This is a genomic window from Planktothrix sp. FACHB-1365 (assembly GCF_014697575.1).
Classification (GTDB): Bacteria; Cyanobacteriota; Cyanobacteriia; order Cyanobacteriales; family Microcoleaceae; genus Planktothrix.
Genome location: NZ_JACJSC010000004.1, coordinates 243,812 through 269,018, shown reverse-complemented (window position 1 = coordinate 269,018; position 25,207 = coordinate 243,812). Strand labels below are relative to the sequence as shown.

General features: G+C 38.3%; 25 protein-coding genes and 1 pseudogene. 21 read left to right on the top strand and 5 right to left on the bottom strand.

Translation table 11 applies throughout. The features are described 5' to 3' along the window. The first annotated feature begins 18 nt into the window (after positions 1-18). Both H6G57_RS08610 and H6G57_RS08605 read left to right on the top strand, forming a co-directional pair. Entirely contained in the window at positions 19-1,419 is a 1,401-nt protein-coding gene (locus H6G57_RS08610) for an ATP-binding protein (RefSeq protein WP_309235800.1), read from the top strand. Positions 1,420-1,501: 82 nt separating this feature from the next. Next, a complete protein-coding gene (locus H6G57_RS08605) occupies positions 1,502-2,374 on the top strand; it encodes a tetratricopeptide repeat protein (RefSeq protein WP_309235799.1) in 873 nt (290 codons plus the stop codon). A gap of 89 nt (positions 2,375-2,463) precedes the next feature. On the opposite strand, the gene H6G57_RS08600 is transcribed toward H6G57_RS08605, so the two are convergent. Together H6G57_RS08600 and H6G57_RS08595 are read right to left on the bottom strand one after the other, a co-directional pair. Continuing rightward, complete coding sequence (locus tag H6G57_RS08600) at positions 2,464-2,865, bottom strand: response regulator (RefSeq protein WP_190517646.1); 402 nt, start codon at positions 2,863-2,865, stop codon at positions 2,464-2,466. Between the two features lie 142 nt (positions 2,866-3,007). Then, positions 3,008-3,151, bottom strand: a pseudogene (locus H6G57_RS08595) (RRXRR domain-containing protein); the annotation flags it as partial. Positions 3,152-3,689: 538 nt separating this feature from the next. Here H6G57_RS08595 and H6G57_RS08590 point away from each other — a divergent pair. The 10 genes from H6G57_RS08590 to H6G57_RS08545 all read left to right on the top strand — a co-directional run bounded on the left by H6G57_RS08590 (position 3,690) and on the right by H6G57_RS08545 (position 13,409). Further along, positions 3,690-4,889: a Fic family protein gene (locus tag H6G57_RS08590; RefSeq protein WP_199314098.1), complete on the top strand. Its 1,200-nt coding sequence runs from the start codon at positions 3,690-3,692 to the stop codon at positions 4,887-4,889. A gap of 244 nt (positions 4,890-5,133) precedes the next feature. Next, positions 5,134-7,683 (top strand): DNA gyrase subunit A, encoded by a 2,550-nt coding sequence (gyrA, locus tag H6G57_RS08585; RefSeq protein WP_190517645.1) that lies wholly within the window; start codon positions 5,134-5,136, stop codon positions 7,681-7,683. A gap of 174 nt (positions 7,684-7,857) precedes the next feature. Beyond that, positions 7,858-9,198 carry an ABC transporter ATP-binding protein gene (locus H6G57_RS08580; protein ID WP_190517643.1) on the top strand — a complete coding sequence of 447 codons (1,341 nt, stop codon included), beginning with the start codon at positions 7,858-7,860 and terminating at the stop codon, positions 9,196-9,198. Positions 9,199-9,533: 335 nt separating this feature from the next. Beyond that, complete coding sequence (locus H6G57_RS08575; RefSeq protein WP_190517641.1) at positions 9,534-9,869, top strand: cation:proton antiporter subunit C; 336 nt, start codon at positions 9,534-9,536, stop codon at positions 9,867-9,869. Then, complete coding sequence (locus tag H6G57_RS08570) at positions 9,866-11,293, top strand: cation:proton antiporter (protein ID WP_190517639.1); 1,428 nt, start codon at positions 9,866-9,868, stop codon at positions 11,291-11,293. Before H6G57_RS08575 ends, H6G57_RS08570 begins: the two co-directional genes overlap by 4 nt. Then, positions 11,290-11,679 carry a Na+/H+ antiporter subunit E gene (locus H6G57_RS08565; protein ID WP_190517638.1) on the top strand — a complete coding sequence of 130 codons (390 nt, stop codon included), beginning with the start codon at positions 11,290-11,292 and terminating at the stop codon, positions 11,677-11,679. Before H6G57_RS08570 ends, H6G57_RS08565 begins: the two co-directional genes overlap by 4 nt. Further along, on the top strand, positions 11,676-11,930 hold the full coding sequence (locus tag H6G57_RS08560; protein WP_190517636.1) for a hypothetical protein: 255 nt from the start codon (positions 11,676-11,678) through the stop codon (positions 11,928-11,930). Before H6G57_RS08565 ends, H6G57_RS08560 begins: the two co-directional genes overlap by 4 nt. Continuing rightward, complete coding sequence (locus tag H6G57_RS08555; RefSeq protein ID WP_190517635.1) at positions 11,927-12,196, top strand: monovalent cation/H(+) antiporter subunit G; 270 nt, start codon at positions 11,927-11,929, stop codon at positions 12,194-12,196. The genes H6G57_RS08560 and H6G57_RS08555 overlap by 4 nt, the downstream gene beginning before the upstream one ends. A 2-nt stretch (positions 12,197-12,198) precedes the next feature. Beyond that, entirely contained in the window at positions 12,199-12,747 is a 549-nt protein-coding gene (locus H6G57_RS08550; RefSeq protein ID WP_190517633.1) for a DUF4040 domain-containing protein, read from the top strand. Then, on the top strand, positions 12,747-13,409 hold the full coding sequence (locus H6G57_RS08545) for a Na(+)/H(+) antiporter subunit B (protein WP_190517631.1): 663 nt from the start codon (positions 12,747-12,749) through the stop codon (positions 13,407-13,409). Before H6G57_RS08550 ends, H6G57_RS08545 begins: the two co-directional genes overlap by 1 nt. A 132-nt stretch (positions 13,410-13,541) precedes the next feature. On the opposite strand, the gene H6G57_RS08540 is transcribed toward H6G57_RS08545, so the two are convergent. The 3 genes from H6G57_RS08540 to H6G57_RS08530 form a co-directional block, all read right to left on the bottom strand. Continuing rightward, positions 13,542-16,028, bottom strand: coding sequence for a S8 family peptidase (locus tag H6G57_RS08540; RefSeq protein ID WP_190517630.1), 2,487 nt, complete (start codon positions 16,026-16,028; stop codon positions 13,542-13,544). Between the two features lie 19 nt (positions 16,029-16,047). Continuing rightward, on the bottom strand, positions 16,048-17,058 hold the full coding sequence (locus H6G57_RS08535; protein ID WP_190517628.1) for an AAA family ATPase: 1,011 nt from the start codon (positions 17,056-17,058) through the stop codon (positions 16,048-16,050). Positions 17,059-17,580: 522 nt separating this feature from the next. Next, positions 17,581-18,036, bottom strand: coding sequence for an SMI1/KNR4 family protein (locus H6G57_RS08530; RefSeq protein WP_190517627.1), 456 nt, complete (start codon positions 18,034-18,036; stop codon positions 17,581-17,583). A gap of 187 nt (positions 18,037-18,223) precedes the next feature. Between H6G57_RS08530 and H6G57_RS28910 the strand changes: the two genes are divergently transcribed. From H6G57_RS28910 to H6G57_RS08490, 9 genes are all read left to right on the top strand, one after another. Next, positions 18,224-18,322: a nucleotide exchange factor GrpE gene (locus H6G57_RS28910; RefSeq protein ID WP_242048911.1), complete on the top strand. Its 99-nt coding sequence runs from the start codon at positions 18,224-18,226 to the stop codon at positions 18,320-18,322. A gap of 98 nt (positions 18,323-18,420) precedes the next feature. Next, positions 18,421-19,005 (top strand): hypothetical protein, encoded by a 585-nt coding sequence (locus tag H6G57_RS08525; protein WP_190517625.1) that lies wholly within the window; start codon positions 18,421-18,423, stop codon positions 19,003-19,005. A 128-nt stretch (positions 19,006-19,133) separates the two neighbouring features. Further along, a complete protein-coding gene (locus H6G57_RS08520; RefSeq protein WP_190517624.1) occupies positions 19,134-19,520 on the top strand; it encodes a hypothetical protein in 387 nt (128 codons plus the stop codon). A gap of 27 nt (positions 19,521-19,547) precedes the next feature. Beyond that, a complete protein-coding gene (locus tag H6G57_RS08515) occupies positions 19,548-21,404 on the top strand; it encodes a MotA/TolQ/ExbB proton channel family protein (protein WP_190517622.1) in 1,857 nt (618 codons plus the stop codon). Positions 21,405-21,406: 2 nt separating this feature from the next. After that, positions 21,407-22,066, top strand: coding sequence for an OmpA family protein (locus tag H6G57_RS08510; RefSeq protein WP_190517620.1), 660 nt, complete (start codon positions 21,407-21,409; stop codon positions 22,064-22,066). 134 nt (positions 22,067-22,200) lie between these two features. After that, a complete protein-coding gene (locus H6G57_RS08505; protein ID WP_190517618.1) occupies positions 22,201-23,679 on the top strand; it encodes an EH signature domain-containing protein in 1,479 nt (492 codons plus the stop codon). Positions 23,680-23,919: 240 nt separating this feature from the next. Further along, the gene (locus H6G57_RS08500) at positions 23,920-24,258 is read left to right on the top strand and encodes a DUF433 domain-containing protein (protein WP_190517616.1); all 339 of its coding nucleotides are present in this window, start codon (positions 23,920-23,922) and stop codon (positions 24,256-24,258) included. Beyond that, positions 24,248-24,607 carry a DUF5615 family PIN-like protein gene (locus tag H6G57_RS08495; RefSeq protein ID WP_190517614.1) on the top strand — a complete coding sequence of 120 codons (360 nt, stop codon included), beginning with the start codon at positions 24,248-24,250 and terminating at the stop codon, positions 24,605-24,607. The genes H6G57_RS08500 and H6G57_RS08495 overlap by 11 nt, the downstream gene beginning before the upstream one ends. 213 nt (positions 24,608-24,820) lie before the next feature. Continuing rightward, positions 24,821-25,006 carry a hypothetical protein gene (locus H6G57_RS08490; protein ID WP_190517613.1) on the top strand — a complete coding sequence of 62 codons (186 nt, stop codon included), beginning with the start codon at positions 24,821-24,823 and terminating at the stop codon, positions 25,004-25,006. The last annotated feature ends 201 nt before the right edge of the window (positions 25,007-25,207 follow it).

Here is a 25,207-nt window from a genome sequence, read left to right as displayed (position 1 = left end):
GAAACTACCTTGACGAGAGTGTCTATACCGTATTTATGGGAAAATCAAACCGGGGGTGATTTAGGTTTAGAGTCTACCCTAGAAGATTTACCGTTGTATGATTTTCAAGTGGTTTTGGGGTGTTCTGTTCGAGATCTAGTTCAACACTTTGAACGACATCCCTTACTTCCGGGTGTGATTATTGTCGAGCCAAAAGAAAATGACACTTCAGAATTTTTGGGGATGATTTCTCGGCGAGGTCTTTTGGAATTTTTTTTACGTCCCAAGGGGTTAGAATTGTTTCTGGATCAATCCCTGGATGTGGTTTATAGCTATATCCGAACTCCGGTATTAGTGTTACCTGCACAGACTTCTATTTTAACCGCAACTCAACAATCTTTGAAACGCTCCGCACCGGGATATGCAGACCCAATTGTTGTACAGGGAAATTGGCTTGCTTCTGCGGATTATCCTTGGATGGTGCCCTATCGTCTTTTAAATAGTCATGAACTGAATCTTGCTTATTGGCAAATTCGAGGAATTGAAACCCAAGTTCGTTATGAACGTACCCAAGTTCAATTATTACAAAGTGAAAAAATGGCAAGTTTAGGGCGATTAGTGGATGGGGTCGCCCATGAAATTTTAGATCCCGTTGGATTTATTTGGGGAAATTTAACCCATTTAATTACCTATAGTGATAGTTTAATTGAGCTTTTGGATGCTTATGCAACAAATTATCCCCAACCTGTTGTTGCTATTGAAAATTTAAAAGAAGAGATTGAATTTGAATTTTTACGCCAAGATTTTCCTCGAATTTTATCTAGTATTAAAAGTGGAACCGAACGACTCAGTAAATTAGCCACCAGTTTACAAAACTTTTGCCATATTGATGAAATACATCCCAAACCTGCGGATATACATAGCCATTTAGATAGTATTTTACTCTTGATGAAAAGTCGGATTAATCGGGATATTAAAATTATTAAAAACTATGGTCATTTGCCTCCTGTTACCTGTTATATTGGACAATTAAACCAAGTATTTATTAATGTTTTGATTCATGGATTTGATTCTCTTCTCAATCAAGCGATTAAACAAGATTGGGTAGATGAATATGGAAATACTCAAGGAATTGAGCCTTCTGAGCTTCCCCAAATTATAATTACCACGGGAATGATTAATTTAGATTCATCCTCGACGGATCAGGTTAATGCCCCTGAACGTTGGGTTTCAATTTGCATTGCTGATAATAGCCCCGGACTTTCTGCTGAAGAACAACAAAAGATATTAGACTCCTTTTCTAATCCCAAACGCCCTCAAAAAGAAACCAGTTTATCCTTGAGTTATCATATTGTCACCGCTAAACATGGCGGACAGTTAAAATTGCGATCGCAACCGGGAATCGGGACAGAATTCGAGATTTTATTACCATTTATTTAGTCATTAGCCTGGGGGTGAAGAAGGGATTGTTCGGGTCTGTGGTATAAAAGTAAAGGAAACGCATTGCATTAAGGCTCTTACTGTGCCCAATCGAACTCTGATTCTGTCCGTTGCCGTCACCCTTAGTTTGTGGAATGTCGCTCAACCCGTTATGGGACAAGCGTTAGTTCCCTATACCCCCCCCATAGACTCAGAACAACTTGAACAAACCGGATTAGGATTGCTGGAAGAAGCGGCTCAGTTAACACGATTTCAACAATATCAATTAGCTGTACCCAGGGCTGAACTCGCCACGCAATTGATCCCGGAAAATTATCAAGCTTGGGCGTTATTAGGCAGTTTATATCTGCAATTGGAAGAACTCGATAAAGGAATTGAGTTACTGCAAAAAGCCAGTAACTTAGCCCCCAAGGAAGCCGGGGTTCAGTTTATTTTAGGAGAAGCTTACTTTAAAAAAGGAGACTATCAAAAATCAATTCAATCCCTAGAAACGGCTTTGAAACTTGACCCCAATGTTCCAGGGGCGTTATTTGATTTAGGAAATGCTTATTATAAATTGGGGCGATTTGAGCAGGCAATTTTGCAATATGAGAAAGCCTTTGCTCAAGAAAAAAATCTTTGGCCAGCGATTAATAATGTCGGCTTAGTCAAGTATGAACAGGGAGAAATCGACATCGCCATTGCTAAATGGCGACAAGCCATTAGCGTTGATCCCAAAGCCGCAGAACCCATGTTAGCTTTAGCCGTTGCTCTGTATAAACAAGGTAAAACCGAAGAAGCTTTATCTCTGGGAGAAGCCGCTTTACGTCTCGATAGCCGTTATGCTAATTTTGACTATCTCAAAGAAAATCTTTGGGGCGATCGCTTATTAAACGACACCCAAAAATTCTTAGCCACACCTCAAATCCAAAAAACCTTAACTCAAGTTAAAGACACTCAACCTCAGTCTCCCTAAGTTTTCCCTAGAATGCAAAGAAGGGGTAGGCATTTGAAAAAAAGGTGAGTTTATCTATCCTCTTTATTCCGCATTTCCCCTGTTGCAGCCTACTCCTCTGGTGGTAGTAAAGATTTGATTTTATCGACAAACTTTTGATGATCAATAACAGGTTTAGAGATATAGTCATCTGCCCCACTTTGAGCTAGAAAATCTTCACGATCTCCGGCCATGGCGTGGGCTGTTACTAAGATAATGGGAAGTGCCGCTGTTTGGGGGTCAGCTTTCAACAATTGTGTAATTTTAATTCCATCAACTGCTTTACCTTGATAGACACTGCGGGCTAGGGAAACATCCATTAAAATTAAGTCTGCTTCCCGAGTTCGAGCGATTTCCATCACTTCTTCCACATTTTCCGTATGTTTAACGGCTAATCCACCCCGTTTTGTCAAGATTTTTGAAAAAACACGAGCATTAACTTGATCGTCTTCTACAATTAAAACGGTCTTCATCTTTCTTCCTCCTTAAAGACTTCGGAATTACCTGCACTCAGATTAGGGGTAAGAGAAAAAGGGGGACAAAATTTATAATGGATTGTTGTTACCATCTTTTTTATCAATAGGGTTGCATTATTTGTGGCTAACTTGATCTCCGAAATCCTTGACCTTGTTGATATTCAACACCCGTGATTTCAGGATTTTCAAGTTTTTGCAAGTCTAATCGAACCAACTCTTGAGCCATACTTTTAATCAAAGTTAATCGAATTAATTTATTTACCCAAGTGATTATTGTTTGAACTCATTTAAGATCAGCGTAAAAGGGTACCTCCTCAATATTGCTGCTTGGCCAGAGCTTAATCCTTTCCTCGCGATCAAGGAAGGGCTGGGACTTCAGGGTCGTTGACTTGAGTTTCCCACCCGATAAACTCTCCCGTACCGAGGTGCTATCATACCATGCCCTTTCAATGGGTTGACAAGAGTAGCGAGATAGAAAAAGCCAAAGGCTTGAAGGATCATCGCTTTTGTTCAACTATTTTCCAGGGTAAGTTGACAGCAGATGCGGTATGAGTCTGATCTTAGGGTAAAAGACTTTTCCCTTAAAAAACACCGGGAAAATGCTGAATTTTGTTGAGAAACCAGCCTGAACTTTAAGCAAAATGGCTCTAAAATCCCCAATGATCCGTAAAATTACTGAGATTGTAGATCCTTAGCATCCGTCTCTCCTTCTGTACAAGGCTTTAACGGTTTATCGGCAAAAACATCGGCAAAAATCTGTATGTGTAAAACTTGAAAGCTATAGCCTATAATCAATACACCGGGTTTTAGAAAACGGCAAAATGTCTAGTTTCACCGAATTTAGCGAATCTGTTAGTTTGATGGAACCCATGCTCCCATCGGTAGGGAATCAGTTGTTGGACGATTTAGCAACTGAGTTAATTGCTGTCAGCAGGGCACTTAAGGCACAGGTAACTCCCAATGTTGCCTTAAGTCTGGGAGAGCTTGTCCGTTCCATGAATTGCTATTACAGCAATTTGATTGAGGGGCACAACACACATCCTAGAGATATAGACCGAGCTTTAGCAAATGACTTTTCCAATGAGCCGAAAAAACGCTCTCTACAACTGGAAGCTAAAGCTCATATCGAAGTTCAACGGATGATTGATAACCGGGAAGAAAAAGATTTTGCAGTAGTCACAACTGATTACTTAATCTGGATTCATCGTGAGTTTTGTCAACGACTTTCTTCTGAATTGCTCTACGTTGAAGACCCCCAAGGCAACAAACGGGTTGAAGTCAAACCCGGAGAATTACGGACTGGGGATGTCAGTGTTGGTTATCACGTTCCCATTAGTGCTCCAGCAATTCCACGTTTTTTACGGCGTTTTGAAGAAGCCTATAATCCCATACGTTTATCTTTAATTCAGCAAGTCATTGCTGTGGCTGCTTCTCATCATCGGCTGCTGTGGATTCATCCTTTCTTTGATGGTAATGGTCGCGTGACACGGCTGTTTTCTCATGCTTTCTTAAGGCAAATTGGGGTAGGCAGTAGTTTATGGTCTGTCTCTCGTGGTTTAGCCAGAAATGCTAATTTATATCGAGATTTATTGATGGGGACCGACAAGCAACGGTGGAACGATTTAGACGGTCGTGGAAATTTAACGGCGACTGGTTTGCAGAAGTTTTGTCAGTTCTTTTTAGAAACTTGTATCGACCAAGTGACATTCATGAGTTCACTGCTAGAACCCTCCCAACTCTTAAATCGCATTCAACTCTATGTTGAGGAGGAAATTCGAGCCGGACGGTTACTTAAAGGTTCTTTTGCTTTACTGAAGGAAGCCCTGTATTCTGGTTCTTTTGAGCGGGGTCAAGCTGCTACAATCACAGGTTACAAAGAGCGACAAGCTAGAACAGTGCTCAAGAAATTAGTTGAGGTGGGTCTTTTAGTTTCAGATACTCCCAAGGGTGCTGTCCGCTTAGGATTTCCTACTGATGTTGTCGAGCGCTACTTTCCCAAACTCTATGTTCCAACTGTTTAAGGTCGCAACATCCGAAAAGCGCTAAGGACAAATCTACTCCTGCTATAACCATCCATTAGAACGGCAGAACTTATCACTGCTATACAAAACTTGATTGACTCCTCAAATTGATCGCAATTCGTTATCCTCAAAACAGCAAGGAGATTGGTAGACCCTTGTTAGATCATGATGATGGAAACACCCTGTCACGACATAATCCATAATCTAAGATCAGAACCCTATCGCTGTAGACTCACCTAAACTCATGGCTAAACAGTTAAACCTCTTTTCTGGGAAAGTAATCGCGACATCGCTTCATACGGAGATGCAACAGTCGTACCTCGAATACGCCATGAGTGTGATCGTTGGACGGGCGTTGCCAGATGTCCGGGATGGGTTGAAACCGGTTCATCGTCGGATTATGTACGCGATGCACGAGTTAGGGTTAACGCCAGACCGACCTTACCGCAAATGCGCCCGGGTAGTTGGGGATGTTCTGGGGAAATATCATCCCCATGGGGATCAATCGGTTTATGATGCTTTGGTGCGACTGGTTCAGGAGTTTTCTAGTCGTTATCCCTTGTTAGCGGGTCATGGCAATTTCGGGTCGGTGGATAATGACCCCCCCGCCGCCATGCGTTACACCGAAACCCGTCTGGCTGCTATTGGGCATGAAGGGTTACTGTCTCAAGTTGGGGAAGCGACGGTTAATTTTATTAGTAATTTCGATAATTCTCAACAGGAACCAACGGTTTTACCTGCCCAACTTCCGTTTTTATTGTTAAATGGATCGTCGGGAATTGCAGTGGGGATGGCGACGAATATTCCCCCTCATAATTTAGGGGAAGTTGTGGATGGATTAATTGCGCTGATTGATCAACCTGAATTATCCGATCAACAATTAATGGAATTGATTCCGGCACCGGACTTTCCAACGGGGGGTGAAATTGTTAGTACAGAGGGCATTGGTGAAGCTTATACCCAAGGAAAAGGTAGTATTGTGGTGCGGGGTATTGCCAAAGTTGAGGAAGTTCCAACCGCCCAAAAACGACGAATGAAGACCGCAATTGTGGTGACAGAATTGCCGTTTCAAGTGAATAAAGCCAGTTGGATTGAGAAAATTGCTGGCTTGGTTAATGCGGGAAAATTAGACGGGATTTCGGATATTCGAGATGAAAGCGATCGCGAAGGGATTCGGGTTGTAATTGAATTAAAACGAGAAGCGACCCCCGAAGTGGTTTTACATCATCTTTATCAACAAACGGAATTAATGACGAAATTCGGGGCGATTTTTTTGGCAATTGTGAATGGACAACCGAGACAATTAAGTTTAAAACAAATTCTGCAAGAATTCCTGACGTTTCGGGAACAAACTTTAACTCGTCAATATCGTCATGAATTAGAAGTTGCCGAACGCAGATGTCATTTAGTTGAAGGGTTATTAATTGCCTTAGAAAATTTAGATAATGTGATTGAAATTCTGAGGAATGCGCCCGATGGTTCTACAGCAAAATTAACCTTAGAAAATCAATTAGGATTTAGTGATGATCAATCTGATGCGATTTTATCCATGCCCATGCGGCGATTAACGGGGTTGGAAAGGCAAAAACTACAAGATGAATTTACCCAATTAACCACTCAAATTCAACAGTTACAACGGTTATTAAATGAACGTCCTGAATTGTTGAAATCCTTGAAAAAAGAATTGCGATCGCTCAAACGAAAATATGGTGATGAACGGCGAACCCGGATTATTTCTCCCAAGGGTCAGGTGACTCTTGAATCTGAGGATAAAACCTCTAAAAAATCCCCTGAAAAAGTTTTAGAACTTTCAGCATCTCCTGATTTATTACAACCCTTACCTCCCCTTGATGAAGAAACTGTTGTAGAAGTCACCCATCGGGGTTATATTCGGCGAGTGTCCCCGAAAACCAACGATTCTAAACGCAATCACAGTGAAACTGCAACGGCTATTAATATTGAAGAAACGGATGATTTTACTACCCAAACCTATAATACTCGCACCCGTCAAAATTTAGTCATGATTATGCGAACCGGAAAAGCCTATCCCTTGAGTGTGGCGGATATTCCGATGGGTTCTAATCGTTCTAAAGGCAAACCGATTATTACGTTATTATCTCCTTCCGCTTCTAAGGATACATCTGTTAATCCCCAAGACTTAATTATTGCTCAATTTTTATTATCCGCGTTTCCCGATAAAACAGATTTAATTACCTTAACTCAACAAGGTAAAATTAAACGTTTACCCTTAGCAGAATTAACGGAATTAACCAACCGAGGCAGTACCATTGTTAAACTAAAAGATGATGATGAATTATGTTTTGCTACCCTTTCTAAACCCGATGAAAAAGTGGTAATAGCCACCTCTGGAGGGCGAATATTACGCCTTGATATTAATGATGAACAACTCCCACCTATGGGGAAAGTCGCCCAAGGATCTCAAGCCACTCGGTTACGACAAAAAGAACATTTAGTGGGGTGTGTTACTTTATCACCCAAAGGCAGTTTATTATTAGTCACAGAACAAGGTTATATTAAACGCATTTCGATGGAACACATTCGCAGTAGTAACCGAGGCGGAATTGGAATTTCCATGCTCAATTTTAAATCCCCCAATGATAGCTTAGTGGGAATTGCACCTGCTAAACCCCATAAACAGGTTCATCTTTTAACCAGTGAAAATCGCATTGTTCATATTCCCACCGATGAAATTCATCTCTCACCCAAAGATAGTACAGGAGATCGCCTTTTTAAACTCAAACCCGATGAAAAAATTATCTCCATCAAACCGTAGGGTGCGTAAGCAAAGCGCACGCACCAAAAATTATCTCCATCAAACCGTAGGGTGCGTAAGCAAAGCGCACGCACCAACAAATCATCAGCTAAAAAAGGCAGGTTTAAAACAGTTAAAGGTTTATTCCCTAAATTGGGAAGAACCTGCCCTAACATAAAAGTAGGTTAAATTAAAATGGCAGAAGTTATTTTAGATAATATTTATAAAAGTTTCCCCACTCGTCGTCAAAACGCCTCCGAGGAAACAAAATCATCAGAACTTCAAGAGTCAACCCCAACTCGTCAAGCGGTTTTAAAACGAGTTTATCTGCAAATATTTGATGGCGAATTTATGGTTTTAGTGGGGCCATCCGGTTGTGGAAAAAGTACCTTATTACGGTTAATTGCAGGATTAGAAACCATTACCGGAGGTAATATTTATATTGGGAATACCTTAGTGAATGAATTACCCCCGAAAGCCCGTGATATTGCTATGGTCTTTCAAAACTATGCGTTATATCCGCATTTAAAAGTCTATGATAACTTGGCTTTTGGCCTGCGTCGTTCCTATCGAGAAACCGAACCTCAACAACCTTTAATCGTTGAAAAAACAACCTCTACAACTTCTTTCCATCAACAATTATCCGTTACCCTAGGAGACTATCAAATCTTTGCTCCATTGTGGTTAGAAGATATAATCGTTAGAATAACGCGATCGCTTTCTTCTCAATTCCGCTATATTTCAGAACGAGAAAAAGCCGTATCCGAAAGAGTCTTAACCGTTGCCAAATTATTACAAATTGAATCGTTATTAGATCGATATCCCAAACAATTATCGGGGGGACAAAAACAACGGGTTGCATTAGGTCGAGCTATGGCTAGAAATCCTCAAGTATTCTTAATGGATGAACCGTTATCTAATTTAGATGCAAAATTAAGAACGGAAACCCGCGCCCAAATTGTAGAATTACAAAAAAAATTAGGCACAACAACCATTTATGTTACCCATGATCAAGTAGAAGCCATGACAATGGGTTCTCGAATTGCGGTGATGAACCAAGGAAGAATTCAACAAGTTGCTCCCCCTTTAGAACTGTATAATCGTCCAGCTAATCGTTTTGTAGCCGAGTTTATTGGATCTCCCCCCATGAACTTTATTCCCGTTCAATTCACTGCACCGTTATTAATTACCCATCCTCAATTTCGTTTAACCTTACCCGATATTTGGGAAACGGTTTTATCTTCCTATAATAACCAAAAATTAATATTAGGAATTAGACCAGAACATTTAATTGTCAGTTGTCCAGCAACTAAAAATTTACCTGTGATTGTAGACCGTTTGGAAGCGTTAGGCCATGAAACATTATTATGGGTACATTTATTAGGAGAAAATAACCTAAATTCTTCCTTACAAGTAAGAATCCCAGCCGAAACTCAACTCGTACCCGGTGAAAAAATTTGGTTAACCATAACACCTGAAAAAATCCATTTATTCGATCCAAAAACCGACTTAGCTATTGTTCCTGGTTCCTACTAACCTCTTTCTCCCTGCGCCTCATTCTTCATAGCTTTTTTTCTAGTATAAGTAAGAAGAATAGAAAAAATTGAGTCGGTATGGCCAACGGTCTTGACAACTAGACTGTTGTTGCTATAGAGTTATATTTAATTTAACTCGTTTTTTTAGAGCCAAATATATTTGGGCATTATTTGTGGGTTCATGTATCAGCACCAAACTGTGCAAACATCAAAATGATTATTTGCAGTTCAATCAGGGAGGTTGAATCCTTGCAAATCACTATCGCTGATCCAAACAAATCAGCCCTCCTGTCTTTCAAATTTAATTAAAAATTACCCTTAGCCAAACTGACTCTCGTGTTAGAAGCCTTTGTTTTTGCAACAATTTTGTGCGGGTTTTTCGGAATTATCTTAAAACGAAACCTGCTGATGAAGATCATCGCAATGGACATCATGAGTACGGGTGTAATTGCCTACTATGTACTGATTGCATCACGAGGCGGTTTATTAACCCCGATTTTTTCCGATGTCCGAAATGGCACTTATTCTGATCCAGTTCCCCAAGCCGTGATTTTAACCGCTATTGTTATCGGTCTTTCAATTCAAGCGTTAATGTTGGTTGGCGCTATGAAACTCGCACGGGATAATCCCACTTTGGAAACCAACGAGATCGAGAAAAATAACACCCCATGATTACCCCTACCATTGTTTGGATTGCGTTACCTTTTTTGGCTGGATTTACAATTTATCTAGTTCCCAAACTAGATCGATTTTTTACATTATTTGTCGCGTTTATTTCCGTCGCTTATGGTTTATATCAATGTGTTAATTCATCTCCCCTAGCGATCCAGTTACTTGATAACTTCGGTGTTACTTTACTAATCGATTCTCTTAGTGGTTATTTTATCTTAACCAATGGATTAGTCACCGCCGCCGTTATTCTCTACTGTTGGCACACGAATAAAAGCACGTTTTTCTACACTCAAGCAATTATTCTACATGGCAGTGTAAATGCCGCTTTTGTTTGTGCGGATTTAATCAGTTTATATGTAGCGTTAGAGGTGATTAGTATTGCCACTTTTCTCCTCATTGCTTATCCGCGATCAGATCGGTCAATTTGGGTGGGGTTACGCTATTTATTTGTTAGTAACGTCGCCATGCTGTTTTATTTAGTCGGGGCGGTGTTAGTCTATCAAACCCATCACTCCTTTGCCTTTTCTGGGTTACAGGGAGTCCCACCGGAAGCGGTGGCTTTGATTTTATTGGGATTATTAGTTAAAGGAGGTATTTTTGTATCGGGACTGTGGCTACCTTTAACCCACTCGGAATCAGAAAGCCCTGTATCGGCGTTAATGTCGGGGGTGGTGGTGAAAGCGGGAGTGTTCCCAATGGTGCGGATCGCTCTAACGGTGGGTGAACTTGACCCGATTATTCGGATTTTTGGGGTAGGAACTGCGTTGCTGGGGGTGTTCTATGCCATGTTTGAAAAGGATACGAAGCGGATGTTAGCGTTTCATACCATATCCCAGTTAGGATTTGTACTCGCAGCACCGGAAGTGGGGGGATTTTATGCCCTCACTCATGGCTTAGTTAAATCTGCTTTATTTCTAATTTCCGGGGTTTTACCGAGTCGGAGTTTTAAAGAACTGCATCACACCCCGATCAATACTCGTTTGTGGGTAGCACTCGCGATCGCAAGTTTCTCAATATCCGGTTTTCCCCTATTGTCCGGTTTTGGGGCGAAGGTATTAACGATGAAAAATCTGTTACCTTGGCAAGTAATCGGCATGAATCTTGCTGCATTGGGAACCGCGATCTCCTTTGCCAAATTTATTTTTTTACCGCGTGGGGGAGAAGATAAAATCCGGCCTAGTTTTTGGCCTGGGTTGATTTTGTTATTGGCGGGGTTGGTAGTAGCAAATGTAGCTTATTACGACGCATATACCCTTGCGAATACGATTAAACCGTTAGCAACAATTTTCCTGGGATGGTTGATTTATTATTTCATTATTCAAAAAATCTCCCTCAAACTTCCCCGGATGCTTGAACAAATTGATCATTTGATGGGGGTGATGAGTGTGATGTTAATCCTATTATTTTGGATGGTATTGGCATGATTGGATATCTGAATCTGATATTACGATTAACTATTTGGTTTTTGTTAACAGCGAATTTCACTATCACCAATATTATGATTGGGGTGGCGATCGCTTTTTTAATACCCGGACTCAAAAAAACACCCACCGCATTAAAAGATTGGCTGCGGGTTTTAGGTGAAATTGTAGTAGCGATTCCCCAAGCTTATTTGGAGGCAATTGAAATGATTTTTCGTCCCCATAACGAGGAGGAAATCATTATGGAAAGAGTCAAACCGCGACGGACACCCGGACTGATCTTTTTAGATATTTTTCTAATTACCTTTACCCCAAAAACCATTGTTTTGAAATATCACGAAGATGGATGGTATGCCGTTCATCGGGTGCAACGGAGGAAACTGCCATGAATTGGGTTTTGATTGCCATGATTATCGCGTTGTTAATTCCCCTTTATGAAGCCTGTTGGCAAGAAGATGATGTCTGGGAGAAGATGTTAGCCTTTGCCAGTATCGCCACTAAAAGTTCGATGATGATTCTGGTTGTCTCGGTTTTAAGAGATGATTGGATGATTGGAATTGCCGGAGTGATCATTCTCACCGTTGGCAATGCCGGATTTATGTTACTTGCTCAACTTTTAAAAAGGATGAATTACCGATGATTGATATCTTAAGTTATGGGTTAATGGCTGTCGGTCTGGTGTTCTGGTTTTGGGGAACCTTACCATTATTGGGTTTGCGCTCAGTGTTATTTAAACTCCATACCCTGACTGTCGCCGATACCCTGGGATCAATGCTAATTGTTCTGGGGTTGTTGGTGAAAATTCCCAGAGAATGGCCATTGTTGATTTTAGCCCTGATTTCTCTGATGCTGTGGAATACGATGCTAGGTTATGTGTTAGCTTACTGTTCTAATAATGAGGAGTAATCATGAACGATAACTATGTTGTTGTGATCGCGTCTTTGTTACCCTTAGCGGCGACGATGTTAGTGTTTGAGGAGAACCCTTATCATGCTTTGGTGGTGCGGGGGATTTTGGGGGCGATCGCAGCCTTACTTTACACCGTTTTAGGAGCGCCGGACGTTGCTTTAACCGAAGCATTAGTGGGGACAATGTTGGCAATTACCTTGTATGCGGTGGCGGTGCGTTCCTCGTTAGTCGTGCGTTTGGGAGTGTTACAGGACTTAGAAAAAGAGGCAAAGGAAGGGAAATTTAGCCAACTATTAGAACAGTTTAGAAAAGTGTTTAACAAATATCATCTGCGTTTGGAGTTAGTGACCTATCCCGATGAGAAAGCGTTAAAGCAAGCGTTGATAGATAAAGAAGTTCATGCCGTTTGTATGAATGATGAGAAACCCCAAGGTTATCACACCTTAACTCGAATTCAACGGCTTTATCAGGTAATGCAAACTCAATTGTCCTTGTTAGATACTCGTTTAACTTATTTTAATTTATCAAAATCAGGGGAGGAACATTAATGAAATGGGTTTATATTCTAGCGGTTATTGCAATTTATATTAAGTTTTTAGTGATGCCAAATCCCGTTGGAGATTTACCAACTTTGACGATTGTGGAATCCATTATTAAAGATAGTGGAATTCCCAATGCAGTAACGGCAATTATTTTAAGAAATCGGCTTTACGATACGATTTTTGAAGTCATCGTATTTACAATCTCAATTATGGGGGTTTATTTTCTTTTAAAAACTGATCAACCTGTTCCTAAAATCTATCAGTTTACCGATGAAGCTTCAATTGTTTTAGCGCGTTTGGGAGCAACAATTAGCGCGTTAGTTGGGGTAGAATTAGCTATTCGGGGTCATCTGAGTCCGGGGGGCGGTTTTGCAGCAGGAGTGGCGGGGGGAACTGCGATCGGTTTAGTAGCAATTACCTCTTCTCCTGAGTGGATGCAAAAGATTTATAAACGGTATTTAGCCGCAGATTGGGAAAAGATTTCGGTGTTAACTTTTATTGTATTATCGGTGGTTACTTTAGCAGGATTCGAGTTACCACATGGAGAGTTAGGAGGGCTTTTTAGTGGGGGTGCTATTCCATTATTAAATATTTTAGTAGCAATTAAAGTGGCGTTAGGATCATGGGCGGCGATTTTATTGTTTATTCGGTATCGAGGTTTATTGTGATGGATAGGGAATTGAAAATTGATTAACGCTTTGGAATAGGGAATCTCAAACCCTATTCAATTTCTGTAATCCTCTTCAATTACGTAATCGTTAAGCCTGATGAGGAAAAATCCATAATAAATATACCATTAATTAAACTCTTGCTCGTGTTCTCTCTCTATTCCTTTGGGCAATCTGGACTTGAATAGGATTATATAAATCAACTTGAGGATTGGAATGGCTAATGGAAGCAACTAAGGCATAACGTTGCATTACAATTTCATCTGGATTTGCCCATTTACGATTACAAGTTACAACCAGGGTCATGTTTCCTTTATCATATTTTTTGGACTGAGGAAAAATTTCTACTTGTCCCCTTTGCACTGTTCCTTTCTTACGAATAGTAGAACTTGGAGACATTTTGACTTCAATACCAGCACCATATTTTTTCTTTAACTTTTCTTTTGTATTGTCTGTAGATTCTTCAGGGGAACTTGTCTTGCTAGTAGCTTCATAAGCATTTCTAATAATTGCATGATCGATTCCTTTAAAAACGTCAAATTCCATTTTGACTCCTAGATATGAGTCTCCACGAGTTGGGCGAGTTGGCGGATCAAATGCCAAGGTAATTGACAATATACGAGTACCTTTTACTTCAAAAAATTCAGGTGGTAACTGAGGAATTTCGTAAATATGGAAATAACCCACTTTGATCGAAATATTATCTTCTGATAAAACGACATAGTTCTTGGCAGAATACATCGCACGTTGTAAATCAGGCTGTCCATAGCCATAGATTGCTAACCGCTTTTTAATGTGTTCACTTTTAGACTTCTTACCTTGACATTGAAATTGGGTTGGAATTTCTTTAGGAAGAACCGCACAGTTAACAATAAGTGCTCGGATGAAATTAGAACTGGCATCTGGGTATTTAGTAAAAAGTTGAGCAGCAATATTAGCAACACGAGGAGCAGCAAAGCTTGTACCACTACAGATTTGAAATAAAGAACTGTTGAAATCTTTGGAGAGGGTAACAACAGAAACACCAGCTACATTATCTGGAAGTATCTTGGTTTTAGGTAAACCTAAGCCTTCTCGATAACTAAGGTCTAATACCAAATCTCCCCCAAAATCTACAACATCAGGCTTAATCATTCCATCTACCCCAAATCCAGTTCTAGTGAAGGGAGAGGGATACCCTGATAGTTTTGCGATCGCTTGACGACGAACATCCGAGGGTTCTGTAATACTACCGCGACCTAATGATAAAGAGCCTACTGTTAATGCAATTGCTGAAGTTGCTGGATCGATGATTCTAGCACTTGTTTTCAGCAGATAATTTGGGTAATCAGTCTTTAGTTGCTCATCTGATTCTGCCTCTTCATAAAAAGCATTTCCTGCTGAAATCACAAAAACAATGTTTTTATGTTGGTATTGATAAGCAATTTCATCTATCTTTGCAGCTAATCGAAACTGCTTAAGCCCATCTCGGTAAATTTGGTTAGCGTTACCGAGTGAGATATTAATGACTTTGCAATTAGGATACTGTTCAACAAAAGCACGAATAGCTTGATCGAGTTGAGTTTCTACCAGAAGGTCTTCATCATATTCATTATTTTCATTAGTCACACGAGCCGAAAATAACCAAGCTGTCGGATCAAATGAACGCTGGTTAATGCAGTTCTCAACATTTCCATAGATAGCAATTCCAGCAACATTAGTACCATGTCCGTTTACATCGTCAGAGCCACCTTTGATGAATTGCCGTTTTGTATCTGGGAATACTTCAGTTTCACCCAATACTGGAGCAATTAAAGGATGACCACGCTGCACACCAGAATCAATAACAAGAATACCGCAATTTTCCTCTGATGGGACAACAACTTCAGGCAACTCAGAAATTGGTAAATTATAATCAGCCGTTCTTTCAAATGCAGGTTGAGGAGGGCGATCAATTTCTTTGACCATTTCCTCTAGTAGCAAAAGCTCTAAAACTTCATGAGTAACTTTAATCCGAGCAATACATATATATTCACCTATATAGCGATCACTCATTCTCATAGGAGCAATATTGGATAAACTTTCTAGCACTTCAGCAATATCGTCTAAATACTTTTTCATCTCTATGCGATCGCCTGTGTGCCAAAGTTCTAAATCTAAAGCAGCAAGTTCACCTGATATTACGGGATTTAGCTCTAACAAACGACCAATGCGATCTTCTCGTTCAAGAGGTACTAACTCATCAATCGCTCCTAAGTATTCATATTTGGGGCCATCTGTAATTCGGCTGTAACTCTCTAACCGCTTTCTGAACTCTTTTAGCTCAGTATCGGATGAGAAAACAACGATAGCTTTATTAGGTTCACGTGCTAGAACATTTAGTCCTGTTTTAGCCAAATCATCGTCTTGTAAAGAGCCCTCTTTAGCAACTTTGATCTTAAAAATCAATTTTGGGTCAAGGCGGAAGGGAGTATTTTTTTGTTTAACAGATTCAACCAACGGAACAAGTTGATCTAATAAACCTTTACCATGTTCACTGACATTGACGCGCCTTTGACCACCAAACCCTCCGCTAGAACGCCGGGGTAATTCTATATTTATTATTCTTGGTAATTTCAGGTGTTCAAACTGACTTTCCATTAGGATTTAAAGTAGATAACTATCTTGAGTTTGCTATTATACTTTGTCTTTCTAAAAAACGCCCTATAGCAACTTCTAAATCATCTGAGGTCAAAGTACGTTCGCCTCTGAAGATCACAGATTTAATCGCATCAGCACAGATACGTTCTATATCTGCTCCGGTAGCATTTTCAAGCCGAGTAGCAAAAGCATATAGATCAATACCTGTATAACGGATAGCAGATAGATAGTGGCTTAGAAGAGCCGTTCTGAGTTCAACTGATGGGTTATCAAAGAAAATAACTTCATCAAATCGTCGCCAAACAGCACTGTCTAATAGTTTCTCATGATTTGTAGCTGCGACAAATATACTTTGATTAGTCGCATTATCGATTAACTGTAGCAGACTATTCACTAATCGTTTGACTTCACCATGTTCATTCAAGTTATCACGATCACGAGCTATCGCATCAAACTCATCAAATAAAACAAGCCATTCACCTTTCTCAATATAAGTAAAAATTTTCTGAAGATTGGTTGCAGTTTCACCTAAGTAAGACGAAAAAACTGCTGTAAGGTTGACGTAAACAAGCGGTAGACCTAATATACTGGAGAGGACTTTGGCTGTTTGAGTTTTCCCACAGCCAGGTGGCCCACAGAATAACAATTTGTTTTTGGGCTTTAGGTTATAAGCTGCGAGAATATCTTGCTTACGGTTTTCAAGAACAATTTCTTGTAGGATATCAAAAATTTTTTCACTAAGAACTATATGATCCCAGGTAAGGTCGAATTGTTTTACTTCAAGTAAAGCAAGCCCAGTATCCTTATCTTTAGGAGGTTCAGAAAACTGATTCCAAGGAGCCAAATTATCAGCTAGGGGTTGGGTATGTCCATTACCATTTTGAAGTAATTTTTCTAAATCTCTAGCAAGCAGAATATGGTTTTTATTTTTTTCTTCTTCAATAAGCTCCATAGCCGCAGCCAAAAACTCTTCTCTCTCATTGCGAGAGAAGCTTCTGAAGAGTTTCCTGAGCGTTTCGCCACGTGCCATACTTGAGAACTGGAGTTTAATACTCAATATACCTTAGTTCAATATAGTATATGTTTACTAAAAAATCAATATATGGATGCAAATGTTCATCTATTCATTGTAGTGGTTAAAATATCATGTTTAATAGAAATAATTACTTAATTTATTTAGCTAAATTATATTTTTATATGAACGTGATAACTCAGCCAATAATTAATAAAAATTAAGTAGTTACTGGAGAAAAATTTATCTAAACAGATTAAATTTGCTATTCTAAGAATAAATAAAGCTTAGTCAAGCTGACGAATGGATTAATAGGATTGATTAGATTCCCGATTAACCTCTTAATTATATAAAAGTCGTCTTTTCAGGTAACCTACCCTACCTAAAGATAAAAATTAAGCGATCGCATCTATTTATTAACTCTTCACATTGTCTAATTTCTTGATCAAGACGAGCTTCTAAGTTTTCAAATTTGTGTTTTTCTTTTCGATTTAAAAAATAATTTTTTTTATAGAAAAATTATTTTTTATCAAGTAAAAGTTACCGAATAATTTTTAAAGCCTCTAGCTCAAGATTGTAACGTCTACCATATTCTGATCGCAGTTCATCTCTATACCAATCATCTAAAGTCTGAAATTGAGCAATTTCTTGATAACTCTCATCCAATTTAACATAATACCCATCGCTTAAACGAACAGCACTCAATCCTGTTCCCAGATGAAACAGTAAATAATTTTTTGCTATCCCTTGAGAGTAGTGAAACTCATTCACACTATCAATATCATCTCCCAAACTATCATCCCCAAATGGACTGAGAATGGTTTCACTCTCGAACAAGTCACCCCCATTCGTCCGTTTCCAAAGTTCAATTAAATCTTGGGGTAAATTTAATTGATGCTCTTGTAACCAGACTTCTAATTGATTCGATTCAATTGCACCATTCCACACAAATAGTTGGGGATGACGTGCAGCATCTTGCATCAGTATATTATTCATTGTGTTGCTAAGAACTCCTCTAAAAAACCAATAAATGCGTAAGTATTTTTATCAAAGCGGATACCTTGCCCAAGATCGTTATAAATATCAGTAACTTTTTAACTTCAATGTTAGCATATAGCTCTAGGTTTTATCAAGGGCGATCGCTCTGTAACAAAAAAACTCTTATCCCAAAACTATTCAATATTTGTCACCTCAACCTATTACAAAAGTTGTTCGTCAAGGATTTCGAGTTAATGATAAAGTATTGCGTCCGATTGAGGTGATTACCTCTAAATTAGAGTGAATAAAAAAATTTTTGAGAATTTGCGTAATTTTTTTATTGGGCAGCAATAGATGATTAAAGCTAAATTCACAACATTGATATTGAGGGGAAGGATCATCATGAAATTCCAGTTAAAATCGGCTCTAGCAGCTTGTTTAACCGTGACTTTACTACTAATTCAAAGCTGTAATCGCAATTCAACCAATGCAATGCAAGAGGGGGAGATCCCTGGAAAAGAGATCACGACGATTAAAGTGTTACAAAATCCTCAATGGTATGTTTATACAAGCCAAAGATTAGGATCGCCGATTCCCCAAGATATTGTAACGTTAGATAATGGTGAAGAAGTTGCTAAATTTTATGAACCTAAAACAGTAGAAAAGCTGAAAAAATTTCAAGCAGAAGGTAAAATAGAACTGAATCGAGTACAACCCATGCAACTCATTAATCAGCAGAATTTAGTTTATGTTGCTGATGTTCAAGCTCGAACTTTAAATGAAGCTTATATTCTAACCAGCTTAATCAATCATTGGTCACATCCTCAAATTAAAATATTACAATCTCCCCCTGGACGCTCTCACCCTCGGAATGTAACAACAGGAGATATTTTTGAACTGCAAGATGGATCACGTTATATTGTTGATTATGTCGGATTTGAACGGATACAAGATGTTATACCCGCAGAAACAAAAACGATTCGTTAGGGTATGTAACTCATAAATAAACATTAAAGTTCCGTAATTTCACTGATTTACGAACTTTGAATTCTGAATTATTATTAATCTCAGATTCATAGTTAGCAATGTTTATAGGAGCATCATCAATATTAAAAATGTCTTCTCTCCCAGATAACTTTTTATTCCAACCTAGCTTAGAACAGCTTCTTGCAGAAATTGTAGCGATTAATCATGCTTGGAAAGAAGCACGGTTGATGGTTGGTAATTCGGCGGGTTTAACCGTTTCTTTGCGTAATTTAAAAACGCGATCGCAAGTTCGACTTTTACACAATTATGCACCGGAAAAAGTCTACCTCAAAATAGATAAACAAGCCCTAGAACCTTCTTTAGAAGTCGATAAGGATGCTGAAACAGGAGAACCCCTTTATGGCTTAATTCTGCGAAAACCTGTTAATGGTGTTACCGATGCGGCTCACCTTCCTATCCGAGTTGCTCAGGACGTTTTATCTGAGTCTGAGATTAAAAGATTTACCCAAGATTAAGTTGATTTAATATTAGGAGAATTAGCGATGTGGGAATGGTTTAGAAAAAGTTTCAATTCAGGTGATCCAGTTAGTGATATCTTTATTTGGATTATTTTTGGATTCGCTGTAATAGCTTTCGGATTAGAACTTTTTTCTATTTTTAAAAATTATTTTCCGAAGTTCAAAGATACTGAAGATGGGATTAATTTCTTAAACAGCAATAATAAACCAGAAGAAAAATTAGATTTACCGACAAGTAAAAAGATCAGGCAATGGCTACAAAGACACTTTTTAATTGAAAATAAACAACTCATCAAAGATGAAAATGATCAGCTAAAATTTATTATCCTATCAGCCCCCTCTATTCTATCTCAACCTGTGCCTCGTGGCCCTGTTTATTTTGCACCGACTTTATTAACCGCATTGGGGGTTTTAGGAACCTTTGCGGGGATTTATTTAGGGCTGCAAAACATTGATCTTGGTAATATTTCAGAAGCGAATAACCTACTCAAAGCTAGTACCCAACTGATGGAAGGAATGAAGTTGGCTTTCGTTACTTCCCTATTTGGTTTAGGAACTTCTAGCTTTTTTATGTTATTTCTAGCTTTTGGGAAATGGCTACGGGAAAAACGACGGGATGACTTGAGAAATAAACTCAGAGAAATTGCCATTTTAGAAACTCCTGTTAGACTTCTTTCTCGTTTAGGAAATCAACAATCTAATCAAAGAGAAGTGGTAGAATCATTGAAAGATGTTGCTTATAGTTTAAAAGGAATTAGTAACCTGAGTGCTGATCAAATTGGTCAAGCAACGGGCAAATGTTTTAGAGTCGTTGTTCAGCAAGATATAAAACCGTTATATCAGGAGTTATATCAGGAGTTACAACAACTACGAACAACCCAAGAAAGTCAAGGTCAAACCATAGAAACCTTAATTAAACAACAAGGTCAAACCGTAGAAACCTTGATTCATCAAATGGAAACCCAGTTAATTGAACCTGTTGTCAAGCGGTTAGATGAAAGTGCAGCCTTAACGAAAGAAGCATCATTAGCTGTGCGAGAATTAAGAGAATCTTTAGGAGGAATTGCAGCAAGTTTATCGAGTGCTATTTCTACTATTCAGGAATTCCAGAAAACTACATTAATAGAACTTAAAGACTTTGCTGTTAATTTGCAGGAGATTTTAGGACAATTCCGCACGGATACAGAAGGCGTGATGCAGAAAGTTTCTCTTGAAATTGAACGGGCGGTTAATACCAGTATTGAGGGGATGGAAGCCCAGCGTCAGGCTTTTGAATTAAGTGCAGAAAAAGCCGCTGATACCTTTAAAGGAATTCGTCTTGATTTTGAGGAAGAATTGCAAAAATTCCGTGATGAATATCAAGAATCTCTCAACAATTTCTTTACTGAACAAAATCAACTGTTACAGGAAACCTTGGGACAACAACGGGACGGTTTAGCGCAGGTTGTAGACTCTTTGAAAACTGTTTTTATAGAAGATTCTCAACACATGAGCGAAGAAATTAAAACCAGCATGAACACAATTAAGGAAACCGTTGAAAAGGTTTCTAAGTTATCAAATACACTGGGTTTAACTTCCGGTGAACGTCTCGCACAGTTACAAGAATTAGCGCGAACAATTGGAGATGAAGCCAATCAAGTTTCTAGCCATTATCAAAATATGGCAACTCAATTTAATGCCGCTTTACAAGCTGGAAATCAACAGTTAGCAGGTTATTTGCAACAAGCAAATGAGGTTTATAGTAACCGCATTCAGGATTTTGATACAGCAACGGCTACCATTTGCCAACAATTAAACTCTACTTCCAATGAATTTATGGGTGTGGCTGAATATCTGGTTTCTGCTGCTAACGATCTTAGAAATACTAATGAGAGAAATTAATCATGAGTGATTTATCAGAATTAGAATTAGAAACAGAACTTCAGGAAGAACAAGATTCTGGAGTTTATCTCTCCATCGGGGATTTAATGTCAGGTTTATTGATGTTTTTTGCTCTATTATTTATTACGGTAATGGTGCAACTCAAACAAGTTCAAGATCGAGTGAGTGAACTTCCTCAACAATTAATTGCAGTCTTAGAAGGATTACCACAAGGAAAGATCATTAAAATTGATCAAAAAACGGGAGATGTGAGTATTCCTGATGCAATTCTTTTTGATAAAGGGAGTGCAGAATTAAAACCGGAAGGCAAAAAGTTTTTGCGAGACTTTATTCCGAAATATAGTAAGGTTATTTTTTCTAACCCTGCTTTTGAGGATACGGTAACTCGCGTTATTGTTGAAGGTCAAACGAGTTCTTTAGGAGATGATCAATATAATATGGATTTAAGCTTAAAACGCTCGTTATCTGTTTATAACTATATCTTCTCAAAAGGATTTACCTTTGAAACTAAATCTAAATTTCAAACCAAACTAATGGCTGCAGGACGGGGAGAAGTAGAAGCTAATCAAAAAATTGATGATCCACGCGATCGCCGGGTTGTTTTTCGCTTCCAACTTAAACAAATTGATTGGGATAAGTTTTTAAATTCATCAAAATCTTAATGAAAGTAAATAACTATAGCAAGTCTAAATTAGTTGTATAAATGACTTAAAATCCAATTCATCGTAGGGGCGAGGCGCGCCTCGCCCCTACAAACCTACAAAGACTAAATCCAATTTTAGGAGTTATTACAAGGATGATTTTTTCAAGTTTAAGTTTACCAGATTTTTCTCCACTAAAACCTTCTGAACTCCTAGACTTTTCAAAGTCGTTAGGTAAACAAAAGCCTTTACCACCTATTCCTATACCAAGTCCAAATTACATTAAACCCCGAACAGTAGAGGAAATATTAAAAGATATTGAAACTAATAAAATAGATAATATTACTAATTTAGAATGGATTTATTTAGTTTATTTTAAATCCGATAATAATTTAGAGATTTGTCAATTAATTTGGAATATAGCCAAAGAAAAAACATGGTTAAAACATCGATTAATTTGGAATTTGGTTTTATATTACGGAAATGAAAGCAATAATAGAAAAAGAATTATATCAGAATCTTTAGTTAATTCCTTTTCTGTAGATTTTTTAGATAAAGTGGATTATCAAGACTTGGTACTGATCAAAATTATTGAAAGTTTAAAAAAAGCTCCTGCTGATTTAGCAAAATTAAGTTTAACGTATAAGAAAACCCCCAAAGATTTATTAAGAACTTATCAATTACCCCACTGGATCAAAAAAGCTGAAGATGCGCTAACAACGGTTGCAGAAGTTTTTGTAACTTCTCGTGATCTTCAATACGAGACTTGGTTGCTCAATTGTCTTGAAGAAATCCTGTCTGAAGATCAAATTAAAGCAACGGATTATTTACTAACTAACATATCAGCCGAAATAGCTGGAGATTTGCCGAATTTAGTAGAGTGGGTAAAACTGAATTTTAAACCTAAAAATTCTAATAGTAAATGGCATCAACTTTCAAGAAAAGCTAAAGAAGCATTAAGAAAATGGATCGGTGCAGTTAATTATAAAGATTTTGAAAATATCGTTGAGCTTTTATTAGAAAGGAATGATGAATTAAATATACCAGAATGGGAAAAAAATCAGTTACGAAAACGAAAAGATTTTTGGGCAAATTATAGTGATTGCTTTGAAAGAATTCGGATTTTATTACCCCAAAAATCTATTAATGCTCTCGGTCAATATCTTCCTGAAAATGTTGACCTTTTAATAGAAGATGGGAGTGATACAGAAGTTTGCATTTTTGATTTTGGGGATTGGTTTATTGTTGAGTTTTTCCGAGGGGAAGGAAGTGAAACTCGTTTATTTAATCGTTCTCAAAATCCTGACCTTGAGCAAAAACTGTTCGGTTCTTCTCAAGTTTCTGTTAAACATCTACGTTGTCTCAAACCTCGTGAAATTCATGATCATGTTTTCTGTTGGCAAACCTACTGTGAAAAATGGTTAAAACTCAGCAATATTCTTCCCAATGAAGGAACTGTATTTTTCAAAGGGTTACCACGGGAATATGGTAGATATGGTTCCGACGGACTTCCTCTCCCATCAGACCAAAAGCAACGAGAGCGAAATTACAACTTAGAAAAATGGGAAAACAAGATTAGAAAAATTGAATCTGAAGCGGAAGAATATGTTAGACAGCAAGGATGGCAATGCTAAAAAATGAAAGAAAGTATTATCAAGAGACTTGAAAACATCCCACACCCCAAAACCCCGGTTTCTTTGAGAAACCGGGGTTTTAATCCCCACCCTACCTAAAGATAGAAATTAAGCGATCGCACAAACTAATACAATCATCGCCAAGTTTTTAAATTTATGATAATATTGATTAGAGGTTGCTCAACCTTTAAGTAAAAATAAAAACTTAACTCATCTTGATTTTAATTTATTAAATATATTATGCAACTTGAAGAATACTTTGAATTTTTAGATCCTGATGATATCCGCATCAAAGGACATAGAATTGGCATTGATAATGTTTTAAATTATTACTTAAAAGGCTGTTCGCCAGAGGATATATTAGAACATTTTCCTAGTTTAAATCTTGAAAAAATTTATGCAACCCTGACTTTTTATTATCATAAAAAAACCGAAATCGATGCCTATTTACAAAGGGTTAATGACTGGAAAGAACGGCATTATCAAGAAGCATTAGCCCACCCCACGCCCCAACGTCAACGCATTCAAAAAATTATTGAAAAACGGTTAATGGATCAATCAATTATTAATGAAAATTAAGTTTTTGCTGGATGAAAATTTGTCTAAACGGATTAAATCTGCGGTACTTCGGATTAATCCAGAAGTTGACATTTTATGTGTTGGTGATCCATTAACACCCCCATTAGGAACTCTTGATCCAGAAATTTTAATTTATCTCGAACAATCCCAGAGAATTTTAGTGACAGATAATCGTAAATCTATTCCGGGTCATTTACAGGAACACTGGGAAAATAACCACCAAATCTGGGGATTATTTTGGGTCAGGGAAGGAACAAATATTGGAGAGTTGGCTGAAAGTATTTATCTTTTGTGGGAAATTAGTGAGGCGGAGGAATGGGTAAATATTGTTGATTGGATTCCCTATTAATACAGTAATTATTCTATACTAACCTACCCTACCTAAAGATAGAAATTAAGCGATCGCATCTATTCCTCAAATCCCCTAAAAATAGAAGAAATACAGACTATTTGTACAATTTCAGGTTTTCTACCTTTGAAGAGATCGTAACTTGCCGTTTTTTTACGAGTTAGTTACATTAGTTTACAGAACGTTACATCAAGCAAAACAGGAGTAACAACCATGCAAAACACACAAACACAATTAACCAATAGCCCTGAACAACAACAGCGCAATCATTGGGACTGGGGATTTACCCCAGGTGCAGAGAACTGGAATGGCCGTTTGGCGATGATTGGATTTCTCAGTGCGATTATTGTTGAACTGATGTCAGGCCAAGGCTTTCTTCACTTCTGGGGTTTGATGTAATGGGATATCCCACTACATCACCCTAGAAACCAGAAGCACTTAAAACCGGATGATAGCCGGATTAAACAACGTAATTTAATTCGCAAGAAGATTTTAACATAACTTGAGAGAATTGGATACAAACTCTCAAGTTTTTAATATCGGGGAACAGAGAACAGAGAACATAAATATACAAAGTTCTGCCGAAACTCAATCTTTTTT